The organism is uncultured Endozoicomonas sp. (assembly GCF_947495845.1).
Lineage (GTDB): Bacteria > Pseudomonadota > Gammaproteobacteria > Pseudomonadales > Endozoicomonadaceae > Endozoicomonas.
The window spans coordinates 41,072-53,464 of sequence record NZ_CANMAO010000018.1 but is presented as its reverse complement, the minus strand read 5'-3'; the positions used below and the strand labels follow the sequence as shown (position 1 = coordinate 53,464).

Sequence of the window (12,393 nt, the reverse complement as noted above, 5' to 3'; positions counted from 1 at the left end):
AAACACGAGTTTTTAGTGGTTTCGCCTGACTCCTACTTTTTATACGACAGTATATGGAAGCAACCATTATGAATAAGTCGTTGTTTGGGGAATGCCTTGCTGAATTTATCGGCGCAGGTCTGCTTATTTTCTTTGGTGTTGGCTGTGTGGCTGCACTGGTGTTGGCTGGAGTGAGTTTTGGGCAGTGGGAAATTTCCATTGTCTGGGGGCTTGGTGTTGCTATTGCGGTTTATGTGACCGGTGGCATTTCCGGTGCGCATTTGAACCCGGCAGTTACGTTGGCGCTGATGGTGTTTAAAGGCTTCGATAAACAGAAGGTACTTCCTTATATTGTTGCCCAGATAGCTGGCGCTTTTTGTTCCGCCGCATTGGTTTACTTCCTATACAGCAGTCTGTTTGCTGACTTCGAACTGACTAATAATATTGTGCGTGGTTCGGAAGCCAGCTTGGCAACAGCGGGTATTTTCTCTACGTACCCTAATGCGGCGCTGAATAACTTTCAGGCTTTTGCTGTTGAGTTTGTCATTACTGCCGTGTTGATGGGCGGCATTCTGGCCATTGGTGATGATAACAATGGCGTATCCAATGGCGCACTGTCCGCATTGTTAATTGGTATATTGATTGCTGTGATCGGCGCTTCTTTTGGCCCACTCACCGGCTTTGCCATGAACCCGGCCCGTGATTTCGGACCGAAACTGTTTGCTTTCTTTGCCGGTTGGGGCGAAGTCGCCATGACCGGTGGTCGTGCAAACCCCTATTTCTGGGTGCCAATTCTCGCGCCAATCTGCGGTGCGATGGCAGGTGCATGGGTTTATATCAATGTGCTTGGTAAGCAGGTTGAGCCAGTAGCCTGTGCAACGCCGGGTTGTGAAATACAGACAGTTTGATCGATTGGTTATAAAGTAGACGCAAATAAAGGGCAGTGGCAGTAGGATTTAATCACTACTGCCCCGCAAAAGGATTTAAGGAAAACATCATGACTACCAAGAAATATATTGTTTCACTTGATCAGGGCACCACAAGTTCCCGAGCCATTATCTTTAATCACGATGGTGAGATTGTCAGCTCTTCTCAGCGTGAATTCACCCAGTATTACCCACAACCAGGCTGGGTTGAACATGACCCTATGGAAATTTGGGGTACTCAGAGCTCTGTGCTGACAGAAGTGTTGGCTAAAACCAATATTCCTTCTGATGAAGTTGCTGCTATTGGTATCACTAACCAACGTGAAACCACTGTCGTTTGGGATAAGAACACGGGGCAACCAGTCTACAATGCCATTGTCTGGCAGTGCCGAAGAACCACTGAAATTTGTGAACAGCTGAAGAAAGAAGGTCTCGAAAGTCATATTCGTGAAACCACCGGTTTGGTTCTGGATGCTTATTTCTCCGGTACCAAGATTAAATGGATTCTGGATAATGTAGACGGTGCCCGTGAGAAAGCGGAAAACGGTGAGCTGTTGTTCGGTACTATTGATACCTGGTTGACCTGGAAGCTGACCAATGGTCGCACCCATGTGACGGATGTAACCAATGCCTCCCGTACTATGTTGTTTGATATCAACCGCCTTGAGTGGGATGACACGATTCTCAAGGCGCTGGATATTCCTCGGAGTATGTTGCCAGAAGTGAAATCCAGCTCAGAAGTCTACGGTCAAACGAACATTGGTGGTAAAGGCGGAACCCGTATTCCGGTGGCGGGTATGGCGGGTGACCAGCAGGCGGCACTGTTTGGTCAGATGTGTCATGAAAAAGGCATGGCAAAAAACACCTACGGTACAGGTTGTTTCCTGCTGATGAACACTGGCGAAGCGCCGGTTAAGTCAGAGAATGGATTGTTAACGACCATTGCCTTCGGCATTGATGGGAAAGTGCATTACGCTCTGGAAGGTTCTGTATTTATGGGTGGTGCCTCCGTTCAGTGGTTGCGTGATGAGCTGGGCCTGGTGCGTGATGCGGCAGATACTGAATACTTTGCCAGTAAAGTGTCGGATACCAACGGCGTCTATGTGGTACCTGGCTTTGTTGGCCTTGGTGCGCCCTATTGGGATCCTTACGCCCGTGGTGCTATCTTCGGCTTAACCCGTGGAGCCAATCGCAATCATATTGTACGTGCGACTCTGGAAGCTATCGCTTATCAGTCCCGTGATCTGATTGAAGCTATGCAACAGGATTCCGGTATTGAAATGAAGCAGCTGCGAGTGGATGGTGGTGCCGTTGCCAACAACTTCCTGATGCAATTTCAATCTGATATTCTAAATAAAGACGTGGTTCGCCCAACGGTGACGGAATCCACTGCTGCCGGTTCTGCTTATCTTGCAGGTTTGGCTGTTGGCTTCTGGAAAAATATGGATGAACTGAAAAACAAAGTGGGTGTTGATCGGACTTATACGCCGGAGATGGACGACGATCATCGTCAGGTTCTGTATAAAGGCTGGAAGAAAGCCGTTGAGCGCAGTCTTCACTGGGAAGATCAAGAGTAACCCCAAACGTTAATTCTAGAATGTAAGGCTTTATAGAAATGGCTTCGTAAGAAGCCATTTTTTATGCTCTGGATTTAGGGGGGTTGAATAAATATGCTTGCAAGTGTTTGTTTTTGTTAGAAGAAAGTTGAGTTCAAAGACATATCCTGTGTTCAAAATAAACTATGCGATATTTTCTTGGATACAACCGGTTGAAAAGATATTTTAATTCTGAGTATTTCTCTGTTTCAGGATTATTCCCTGTTATTCGGTGTTAGCTCAACTTGAGTGAGCGTTCCAGATTGTATACATTGCATCCACACAGCAGTGGCAGGTGACTGTTTCTGCACCAATCAAATATCAATAAATACAAGATTGCGGTCGTTTTTATTCGATCGGTGATGGAGTACTTGAATTTATGAACAATAATCTTGCCGCCCGTATTCTGGCTTCCCTCGTCATTGGTCTCGTCCTTGGTGGCGCTATCCAAATGTTCGCCAGTCCTGATGGTTTTCTTCAATCGTATCTGATCGGCGGCCTTTTCCATGCCGGTGGCAGCATCTTCGTTGGTATGATCAAGCTGATGGTGGTACCACTGATCTTTATTTCCATTGTTAATGCGGTCTGTAATCTAGAAGACATTGGTCAGTTTGGACGCTTGGGCTTTAAAACGTTTGGCTTATACCTGCTGAATACCGTTATCGCCATCAGTGCTGCTATTGGTTTGGCCATGGTCGTGCAACCAGGTATTGGCGCTAACCTTGGTCTGGCAGATGATACTCTGACACTGAGCAGAACTAATTTGCCAAACCTGCTGGATATGATCATTGCGGTTGTGCCTACTAACCCGGTTCAGGCGTTTGCAGAAGGTAATATCCTGCAGATTCTGTTTATGGCCATCATTACCGGTATCGCCGTAAAGAAGCTGGAAAATCACGAAACCCACAGCGTCAGCAAGTCTTTTGCCCTGGCAAACAGTGTCATGATGAAGCTGATCACCATGGTAATGAGCATGGCGCCGATTGGTGTTCTGTTCCTGACCGCTAAGCTGGCAGCTACTTTGGATGCAGGCAGTATTGTCAGCGTACTGACCTATGTTCTGACAGCGCTTGCAGTCATGGTTGTGTGGTTGTTCGTCTTTTACCCGCTGGTGATTGGCATGACCACTGGTATCAGCCCACTGCAGTTTATTCGTAAGACTCGTGAACAGATGATGTTCTCCCTGTCCACTGCCAGCTCAAACGCGACCATTCCAGTGACGTTTAAAACCCTGACTGAAAAGCTGGGTGTGTCTGAAAAGGTAGCCGGATTCTCTGTACCGCTGGGTGCGACAATGAATATGTCCGGCGCTGCGATCTACATGGTAGTGGCTACCATCTTCGTTGCTAATGCCTACGGTGTTGAGCTGGGCGGTACTGCGCTGTTTACCCTCGGCTTTACCGCCTTCCTGCTGGCCATTGCTACCGGCGGAATTCCTGGCGGAGCGGTAGTGACTACCGGTGTTCTGCTGCACACTCTGGGTCTGCCAATTGAAGCGCTGGGAATTATCATTGCGACGGATCGTATTCTTGATGCCGCTTGCACAGTGACCAACGTAGTAGGCGATACTGCTGTCAGCACCATTGTTGCCAAAAGTGAAGGTCAGATTACCGATGTGGCAATGAGTGGAAGCGATAAGTTATCGGGCGCAGCACAACACAGTTAATTTAGCTGACCATTTTTCTGATATAGGCCAGAAGCGTTCGCTTTTGGCCTTTTTGTTTATCTGGGGTATCCAAAATCATCAAGAAAGGCCATTGCGGCTTGGTCTCATCTGTCCCCAGACATCAAAGCTCGGTCTTGGGTTGGAGTTTATTTTGTAGATTAATTAGCTGGTGTTTATATGCCAATTTACAAACTTGAGGCGCAGTATTTTGTACTGCCCCTCGTTTTTAATATGTTTCAGAGTGCGCTTGCACCTTGGGACGCCCGGCAAACGTAAATATCGGCGTTTAAGTTTTTAGCGTATTCAGAGTAACGAGATTCAACAGCTGCTTTTACAGTATCAGTCAATGTTTCTGGAATCAGAGCAACAACGCAGCCGCCAAAACCACCACCGGTCATACGAACGCCGCCTTCTTCTCCAATCACGGATTTGACGATCTCCACAATGCCATCAATGGCAGGAACTGTGATTTCAAAATCATCTTTCATGGACGCGTGGGATTCAGCCATGAGTATTCCCATGGTCTTCAGATCACCACGGGCAAGGGCTTCTGCGGCTTCTTCGGTGCGATTGTTTTCCGTGATAACGTGGCGGGCACGGCGGTAAGCCATCTCATCAAGATTTTTCCGTTCATCTTCCAGCTGCTCTACGGTGACATCACGAAGGGCTTTCACTCCAAAATGACGGGCTGCAGCTTCACATTGCTGACGACGGGTGTTGTATTCACTATCCACCAGTCCACGTTTTACGTTGGAGTTAATTATGACAACAGCTGCACCTTCTGGAATAGACACCAAGCGTGTATCCAGTGAACGACAATCCAGCAACATGGCATGGCCTTCCTTGCCGCAGGCTGAAACCATCTGATCCATAATGCCGCAGTTGCAACCCACAAATTCGTTTTCTGCTTTCTGGCCGATCAATGCCAGTTCTTTCAGGCTGATATCGAGGCCGGCCATACGGCTCAGAGTCAACCCTGTCACAACTTCCAGGCAGGCAGAGGAGCTGAGTCCTGCACCCTGCGGAACATTACCGATAATGGCGAGGTTAACGCCGTGCAGTTTATGGCCTTTTTCCAGCATCACGCTGGCGACACCGCGCACATAGTTACTCCAGAACGCTTCCTCACTGTGAGTAATAGGCAATGTGAGTTCGAACTCGGATACCTGTCCATCATAGCTGTGGGCCGTGGCGACCACTTTGTTATCATTACGAGGTGATACGGCAATCATCGCCTGATAATCGATGGCGCAAGGCAGCACAAAGCCATCGTTGTAATCAGTGTGTTCGCCGATCAGATTGACCCGGCCCGGTGCCTGAAAAAAATCCGTAGGTTGATGGCCGAACGTGTTTTCAAACAGCGCGGTCAATGTTTGTTGCTGATTCATAAAAAAGATCCAGATATAAGAAGACGTCAGTGTTCCAGATAGTGAACGTCGGAGAGTTCACGAAGCCGTGCCGCAGCCTGTTCTGCCGTAAGGTCTCGCTGAGTTTCTGCCAGCATCTCGAACCCCACCATAAATTTGCGAACGGTTGCCGAGCGCAATAGCGGCGGATAGAAATGGGCGTGTAGCTGCCAGTGGCTATTATCTGCAATCTCTTTTCCCTGATCACAGGGCGCACCGTGCCAGCCCATGGAGTATGGAAATGAGGTTTGGAACAGGTTGTCGTAGCGGGTTGTCAGCTGTTTCAGAATAGAAGACAGGTTGTTTCTTTCTTGGTCAGTCAGCTCCGGCATGCGGAGTACATGCCGCTTTGGCAACAGCAACGTTTCAAAAGGCCAGCCAGCCCAATAGGGAACGACGGCAATCCAGTGTTCATTTTCTGCGACGGTACGCGCACCAGATTCAGACTCCTGTCGTGCATACTCGACCAGCATATTGACGCCTTTGTTGGCAAGCCATTGCTGTTGATTCTGGTTTTCTTTCCGTGCTTCGTTTGGCAGAAAGCTGCTGGCCCAGATTTGTCCATGGGGATGCGGGTTGGAGCAACCCATCACTGCGCCTTTGTTTTCAAACAATTGTACCCATGGGTATTGTTGACCGAGTTCAGTGACCTGATCAGCCCAGGTATCCACTACCTTACGAATTTCTTTGGTTGTCAGTTGTGGCAATGTTTTGCTGTGATCCGGAGAAAAGCAGATGACTCTGGCTTCACCTCTGGCGGCACTGCTTTGAAATAAGTCAGACTTACCTTGAGCATCCGGTGTATCTGTTAACAGAGCCGGAAAGTCATTGGGGAATACAAACGGATCGGTGTAATCCGGGTTATCGTCTCCCGTAATACGTTGGTTTCCGGGGCAGAGAAAGCACTCAGGATCATGCACCGGACGGTTGCCCGGTGCCGTCTTTTCTACCTGACCTTGCCATGGTCGTTTAGCACGATGAGGAGAGACTAATACCCAGTCTCCATTCAGTGGGTTGAAACGACGGTGGGGGTGATCCACAGGGTTGAACTCAGTCATCAGTTGCTTCTTACAATTACAAGCGTTAGTTACGAAACCCGTTCGGGTTTTTGGATTGCCAGCGCCAGGCATCCATGGTCATTTCTTCCACGGTGCGAGTTGCTCGCCAGCCCAATTTTTCTTCTGCATAGGCGGGATCCGCAAAGCATTTGGCAATATCACCCGGGCGGCGCGGTTGAATTTTGTATGGCAGTTGTCGCTCACAAGCTTTTTCAAACGCGTGCAGCATATCCATAACACTGCTGCCTTTGCCGGTGCCAAGGTTGTAAGTGTGGATACCATGATCGGTCCAGTGAGCTTTTAGCGCAGCCAGATGACCCAGCGCCAGATCAACAACATGGATGTAGTCGCGTATTCCAGTGCCATCCGGTGTTGGATAGTCGTCACCAAACACGTTGAGATGTTCAAGTTTGCCGACGGCAACCTGGGCGATATACGGTGTCAGGTTGTTCGGAATGCCATTCGGATCTTCACCAATCAGACCGGACTCATGAGCGCCCACCGGGTTAAAGTAGCGGAGGATGCTGAAGTTCCAGCGTTCATCGGCAGCGGCGGTATCCCGCAGGATTTCTTCCACCATGTACTTGCTGCGACCATAAGGATTAGTGACAGCGCCAACCGGAAAGTCTTCTTTGATGGGAACCTGATGAGGGTCGCCATAGACGGTTGCGGAGGAACTGAACACCAGATGACGTACGTCATGACGTTCCATTACCTCCAGAAGGTTGACGGTTCCACTGACATTGTTGTCAAAGTAGGCCAGTGGGATCTTGGTGGACTCGCCCACAGCCTTCAAACCGGCAAAATGAATAACTGCCTCAATGTCGTGTGTTTGAAAGACAGTGGTAAGCGCTTCTGTATCCCGGATATCGATGGGATAGAAAGCCATTTTTTTGCCGGTCAGTTCTTCTACCCGGCGAATAGCGATCTCGTGGCTGTTGCAAAGGTTATCCACCACCACAACGTCCTGGCCGGCATTGAGTAGCTCCAGACAGGTGTGACTGCCAATGTATCCGGCGCCTCCGGTGATCAGAATGCTCATGGTTGACCTCGTTGGTTACATAACTTCATTTTAAGAACGGTAGTGTCTCAATTTCTTTTACGGTTTTTAACCGGTTTTTCCCGAAAACAAAGATTTTATCGGTGCTGCTTAGTATCATTGAAGCAAAGTTGATCACGGTCAATCGGGTTTCAGTGTCTATACCCAAAGTTTTCAAGTTGAAAGGCGATGGGTAAAAGGAAGTTAATAGAGTGACAGAAGGTGTTGTGGCCATGCCCGGCTCCATTGCGGATATTCAGGGCGATATTTTCTATATAGAGCACCGTGCACCCTACGTGATGTCCAGCAGTCATGTGCATGGTCATGTGGAGCTGAACTACCTGATTGGCTGTTCAGCGACGTACATTGTTGATGGTCGGATGCAGAAAATCCCGGAAAACCGGTTGGCGCTTTTCTGGGCGAATATGCCCCACCGGTTGATTGCCCTGGAAGGGGAAGGAAAGCTATTTAACCTGTATGTGCCGTTGCCAGAGTTCCTGCAATGGTCGCTTTCAGAAACCATGCGACAGGCTGTGATGAATGGTCAGGTGTTGCTGGCGAATTCAGAGCATGATTATTTACTCACGCGACTACAACACTGGTTTGATGATTATCAGCGAGCGTTGCCTGAGTTGCGGGAAATCATTCTGGGTGAAATAGCGTTGTTGCTGAAAAGAATCAGTATTGTTGGTTGGGAATCGCCTAAAGCGGTTAAATCCGTATCGGACGAGTCAGATGCTGGCCTGCAATGGTCTGGTGATCATCCGGGAAGTGGTCGTGTAAAAGGCGCCCATCATGTGTCGACTATGGTGCGCTTTATTGGTGAGAATCTGCATAATCCTATTTCAACGGCAGATGTCGCTAATCATCTGGGGTTGCATCGCAACTACACGACGAATCTTTTTTCCAGTGTGATGGGGGTGTCGATCAAGCAATATCTTCAGTTTCAGCGATTGCAGAAAGCGCAGCTTTTATTGTTGGACAGTGAGCGGCCTATTGGGGAGATTGGCTTTGATTGCGGATTTAGTTCGCTGAGCCGCTTCTATGAAGCGTTTCAGCGCTACTTTGGTATGCCGCCCGGGCAGTTTCGAAAGAAACTGCTCTAAGGCGTTGCGACAGAGTGATGAACAACGGTGCGCAGAACCCGTTTGCCTTCAAAGTAAACTGTCATATTTTTGGCGGTATAAGACCAGCGGGAGATTGGTGGCGTGCCAATGGTGTCATTTGTATCTGGCTTACCAAAGGTTTGCAGTACATCAGTCATGGTTTGGCCGTGGGTGGGAAGTGTGCTGGCTTGCAACCCGGAAGACTGACTGCCAATAGGAACCAGTATTTCGCCGGAGGTCACGGTAGTGGTTTCAGCAATAGCACTATGGGAAGCGATGGCCAGAGTGGCGGTCAGTAAAAGTCTGGTGAGGAAGTGTGTATTCATAAGAGTCCTGCCTTGTCTCTACTTCTGATATGACGTGTACTTTAGCTTAAGCCATTGTTGAACGATAGATTTCCTGACCGGTGGCGTTCAGAACTGTGGGCTTTATGGCAATTCCCTACCTGCTTGACCTACTTGCTACTTGGAATAGGTTATTTGTTTGGAAAAGATCCGATGGATTCTCGCCGCTTTATGCCATAATGGCGGATTTGCTGGCGGCGCCTTTACCGGCACTTTCTTTACTGGGGCTTTCTTTTCGACTGAAAGGATACAGGCATAACTGGCACACCAATGTTTAGACCATTATCGTTTTTTATTGGCTTGCGCTATACCCGCGCCAAGCGACGAAATCATTTTATCTCGTTTATTTCCGGTACCTCGATGGTGGGCCTGACACTGGGTGTGTCGGTGCTGATTATCGTGCTTTCGGTTATGAATGGCTTTGACCGTGAACTGAAGCAGCGGGTCTTGGGCATGGTGCCCCATGCCACTATCACGTCGGCACAGGGTGGTATTGAAGACTGGCAGCAACTTGTGGATACCATTCCTCAGACAGAGGGCATTGAAGCTGCGGCGCCTTTTGTGGACGCTCAGGGCATGTTAACCAACGGTGATCTGGTTCGGGGAACCATGGTTTACGGTATTGATCCGGCCTATGAAAAAGAAGTGTCCATCATTGCAGATCATATGAAACGTGGTTCAGTGGATGATTTGCACGCTGGCGAGTTCGGGATTTTACTGGGTGAAATTCTGGCCAATTACCTTGGGGTTTCTGTAGGCGACAAAGTCACTATGGTACTGCCGGAAGCCAGTGTCAATCTTGCGGGTGTGCTGCCTCGGCTGAAACGTTTTACGGTGGTCGGCACCTTTTCTGTGGGTGCTGATGTGGATGGTAATCTTGCCTACACCAATCGTCAGGATCTTGCCCGCTTCCTAAGGGTTCCTGAAGGTGTCACCGGTATTCGCCTGAAAATGGAAGACCTGTTCTCAGCGCCAAGGCTGGCTTGGGAAGTCGCCGTTGATTTACCTGGCCGCTACTACGTGCAGGACTGGACGCGCACCCATGGTCGTTTATTCCAGGCGATCCAGATGGAAAAAACCATGGTGGGTTTATTGCTGACGCTGATTGTAGCAGTGGCTGCTTTCAATATTGTGTCAACGTTAGTCATGGTAGTAACGGATAAGCAGGGCGATATCGCTATTCTCAGAACCTTTGGCGCCAGCCCGAAAATGATCATGGGCGTGTTTATGGTGCAAGGGTCGTTAATTGGTGTGATTGGCACGATGCTGGGCGTTGCTCTTGGTATTGCTGGCGCACTGAATGTGTCCGCTATTGTCGGTGCATTGGAGAAATTGTTGGGTATCCACTTCTTGAGCCCCGACGTCTACTTTATCAGTTACCTGCCGTCTGAATTGATGTGGGGTGATGTGGCGGTTATCAGTATTTCGGGTTTGTTAATGAGTTTTCTGGCCACGCTTTACCCGGCCTGGCGGGCATCAAGGACACAGCCAGCGGAGGCGTTGCGCTATGAGTAATATGGAAACGACATCGGTTCTGCAATGCCGGAGCCTGATCAAAGAGTTTTCCGAAGGCCCTGAAAAATTGACGGTTTTGAACGGTGTTGAACTGGATGTAAAACCTTCTGAACGGGTGGCTATTGTTGGTTCTTCCGGTTCCGGTAAAACGACATTGTTGCAGTTACTGGCTGGGCTGGATAAACCAACACAAGGGGAAGTGCTGGTTTGTAATCATGCATTATCCGAGCTGTCTGAAACCCGACAGGGGGAATTGAGAAATCGACATCTTGGTTTTGTCTATCAGTTTCATCATCTGTTGCCTGAGTTCACCGCTCTTGAAAACGTGGCGATGCCTTTGCTGCTTCGTCGCGAGGTGTCGGTGAAAGAGGCTCGCCTCAGGGCGGAAGCTATGCTTGAGCAGGTTGGCTTAAAACCCAGAATGTCGCACAAGCCGTCAGAGTTATCCGGTGGTGAACGACAGCGGGTAGCAATTGCCCGGGCGTTGGTTGGTGAGCCGGATCTGGTGTTGATGGATGAACCAACAGGCAATCTGGACCCAAATACGGCAGCCAGGATTCACGACTTGATGAAAGCGCTGAGTGAGCAGTTGACCACCAGTTTTATTGTCGTCACCCATGATATGGCCTTTGCCAGCCAGATGGATCGGGCGCTGCGACTTGACGATGGTTTGCTGGTGCCTGCTTAAGCTAACCCAGATGCTAACCCAGAAAGAATGGCATCATTTTTATGCAGTAAGGGTTCTTGATTGTTTGAGAGCCTGAGGAGTTAATGTGACCCTTTCCACAGAGTCGTTCGACGGTTTGTTCTCGATTCGAGATTTTATCCGCTGGGGTGCCACCCGTTTCAATGAAGCCGGCCTTTTCTTTGGGCACGGCAGTGATAATGCACTGGACGAATCTCAACACCTTGCGTTTCAGTCTCTTCAGTTACCCTGGGATTTGCCGGAGAGTTATCTGGATTGTCGTTTGACGGATAATGAACGTCAGCGGCTTGCTGCTTTAATTGGACAACGGGTATCTACTCGAAAGCCTCTGGCGTATCTGGTGAATCAGGCCTGGTTCTGCGGTATGCCGTTTTATGTGGATGAGCGGGTTCTGGTTCCTCGCTCGCCCATTGCGGAATTGATTCTTGAGGAATTCCAGCCCTGGCTGGGTAATCATGTTGACGTCACCCGGGTGATGGATTTGTGCACAGGTTCTGGTTGTATCGGTATTGCTGCTGCTCATGCATTTCCGGAAGCCATGGTGGATTTGCTGGATATTTCCACAGATGCTCTGGAAGTGGCTACGATTAACATCGATCAGCATGAGCTTTGGGGCAGAGTGCAGGCAACCCCGTCAGATATGTTTGAAGCGCTGGATGTGTTGCCAGAAACACCCAAGTATCAGTTGATTCTCAGTAATCCGCCTTATGTGGATTCTGAAGATATGTCGGATATGCCGGAAGAGTTTGGCCATGAGCCTGAGCTTGGCTTGGCCGCCGGAGACGACGGTTTGGATTTTGCCCGGGAAATTCTATCCAGAGCGGCGGATTTCCTCGATCAGGACGGTTTGTTGGTGCTGGAAGTGGGTAACAGTCACTGGGCTTTAAGGGATGAATACCCAGAGGTGCCGTTTATCTGGCCCGATTTTGAGCAGGGTGGGCACGGTGTGATGCTGTTGTCTGCTGAAGATTGCAGAACTTATCAGCCCCTGTTTAAAAGCAAGTTAAACTCCCGTTGAAGCTGGAATGGCTGGTATACTCCCAGCCAGAGTTC

General features: G+C 49.2%; 11 protein-coding genes. 7 read left to right on the top strand and 4 right to left on the bottom strand.

The annotated features are described in order from the left end of the window. Nucleotides 1–68: 68 nt before the first annotated feature. From Q1B11_RS12890 to Q1B11_RS12880, 3 genes are all read left to right on the top strand, one after another. Nucleotides 69–887: an MIP/aquaporin family protein gene (locus tag Q1B11_RS12890; RefSeq protein ID WP_299733285.1), complete on the top strand. Its 819-nt coding sequence runs from the start codon at nucleotides 69–71 to the stop codon at nucleotides 885–887. 89 nt (nucleotides 888–976) lie between these two features. Next, nucleotides 977–2,482 (top strand): glycerol kinase GlpK, encoded by a 1,506-nt coding sequence (gene glpK, locus Q1B11_RS12885; protein WP_299733282.1) that lies wholly within the window; start codon nucleotides 977–979, stop codon nucleotides 2,480–2,482. A 397-nt stretch (nucleotides 2,483–2,879) separates the two neighbouring features. Further along, on the top strand, nucleotides 2,880–4,166 hold the full coding sequence (locus Q1B11_RS12880; RefSeq protein WP_299733279.1) for a dicarboxylate/amino acid:cation symporter: 1,287 nt from the start codon (nucleotides 2,880–2,882) through the stop codon (nucleotides 4,164–4,166). 236 nt (nucleotides 4,167–4,402) lie between these two features. Here Q1B11_RS12880 and galK read toward each other — a convergent pair whose 3' ends face one another. From galK to galE, 3 genes are read right to left on the bottom strand one after another with little or no spacing between them, the layout of a single operon-like run. After that, nucleotides 4,403–5,554, bottom strand: coding sequence for a galactokinase (galK, locus tag Q1B11_RS12875; protein ID WP_299733276.1), 1,152 nt, complete (start codon nucleotides 5,552–5,554; stop codon nucleotides 4,403–4,405). Nucleotides 5,555–5,580: 26 nt separating this feature from the next. Continuing rightward, nucleotides 5,581–6,630 (bottom strand): UDP-glucose--hexose-1-phosphate uridylyltransferase, encoded by a 1,050-nt coding sequence (locus tag Q1B11_RS12870; RefSeq protein ID WP_299733273.1) that lies wholly within the window; start codon nucleotides 6,628–6,630, stop codon nucleotides 5,581–5,583. Between the two features lie 25 nt (nucleotides 6,631–6,655). Continuing rightward, entirely contained in the window at nucleotides 6,656–7,672 is a 1,017-nt protein-coding gene (galE, locus tag Q1B11_RS12865; RefSeq protein WP_299733271.1) for a UDP-glucose 4-epimerase GalE, read from the bottom strand. A 209-nt stretch (nucleotides 7,673–7,881) separates the two neighbouring features. Between galE and Q1B11_RS12860 the strand changes: the two genes are divergently transcribed. Next, the gene (locus Q1B11_RS12860; RefSeq protein ID WP_299733269.1) at nucleotides 7,882–8,775 is read left to right on the top strand and encodes a helix-turn-helix domain-containing protein; all 894 of its coding nucleotides are present in this window, start codon (nucleotides 7,882–7,884) and stop codon (nucleotides 8,773–8,775) included. Here Q1B11_RS12860 and Q1B11_RS12855 read toward each other — a convergent pair. Continuing rightward, nucleotides 8,772–9,101 (bottom strand): hypothetical protein, encoded by a 330-nt coding sequence (locus Q1B11_RS12855; protein ID WP_299733266.1) that lies wholly within the window; start codon nucleotides 9,099–9,101, stop codon nucleotides 8,772–8,774. The two genes, Q1B11_RS12860 and Q1B11_RS12855, sit on opposite strands and share 4 nt — an antisense overlap. A 288-nt stretch (nucleotides 9,102–9,389) precedes the next feature. On the opposite strand from Q1B11_RS12855, the gene Q1B11_RS12850 reads away from it, so the two are divergent. The 3 genes from Q1B11_RS12850 to prmB all read left to right on the top strand — a co-directional run bounded on the left by Q1B11_RS12850 (nucleotide 9,390) and on the right by prmB (nucleotide 12,358). Further along, on the top strand, nucleotides 9,390–10,634 hold the full coding sequence (locus tag Q1B11_RS12850; protein WP_299733263.1) for a lipoprotein-releasing ABC transporter permease subunit: 1,245 nt from the start codon (nucleotides 9,390–9,392) through the stop codon (nucleotides 10,632–10,634). A gap of 1 nt (nucleotide 10,635) precedes the next feature. Continuing rightward, the gene (gene lolD / locus Q1B11_RS12845) at nucleotides 10,636–11,322 is read left to right on the top strand and encodes a lipoprotein-releasing ABC transporter ATP-binding protein LolD (protein WP_299733403.1); all 687 of its coding nucleotides are present in this window, start codon (nucleotides 10,636–10,638) and stop codon (nucleotides 11,320–11,322) included. 85 nt (nucleotides 11,323–11,407) lie between these two features. Further along, the gene (gene prmB / locus Q1B11_RS12840) at nucleotides 11,408–12,358 is read left to right on the top strand and encodes a 50S ribosomal protein L3 N(5)-glutamine methyltransferase (RefSeq protein ID WP_299733261.1); all 951 of its coding nucleotides are present in this window, start codon (nucleotides 11,408–11,410) and stop codon (nucleotides 12,356–12,358) included. Nucleotides 12,359–12,393: the final 35 nt, after the last annotated feature.

Bases quoted from the DNA above. Each gene is read 5' to 3' on its own strand.
- Q1B11_RS12890 (WP_299733285.1), top strand. From the start codon at position 69: ATGAATAAGTCGTTGTTTGGGGAATGCCTTGCTGAATTTATCGGCGCA.
- glpK (WP_299733282.1), top strand. From the start codon at position 977: ATGACTACCAAGAAATATATTGTTTCACTTGATCAGGGCACCACAAGT.
- Q1B11_RS12880 (WP_299733279.1), top strand. From the start codon at position 2,880: ATGAACAATAATCTTGCCGCCCGTATTCTGGCTTCCCTCGTCATTGGT.
- galK (WP_299733276.1), bottom strand. From the start codon at position 5,554: ATGAATCAGCAACAAACATTGACCGCGCTGTTTGAAAACACGTTCGGC.
- Q1B11_RS12870 (WP_299733273.1), bottom strand. From the start codon at position 6,630: ATGACTGAGTTCAACCCTGTGGATCACCCCCACCGTCGTTTCAACCCA.
- galE (WP_299733271.1), bottom strand. From the start codon at position 7,672: ATGAGCATTCTGATCACCGGAGGCGCCGGATACATTGGCAGTCACACC.
- Q1B11_RS12855 (WP_299733266.1), bottom strand. From the start codon at position 9,101: ATGAATACACACTTCCTCACCAGACTTTTACTGACCGCCACTCTGGCC.
- Q1B11_RS12850 (WP_299733263.1), top strand. From the start codon at position 9,390: ATGTTTAGACCATTATCGTTTTTTATTGGCTTGCGCTATACCCGCGCC.
- lolD (WP_299733403.1), top strand. From the start codon at position 10,636: ATGGAAACGACATCGGTTCTGCAATGCCGGAGCCTGATCAAAGAGTTT.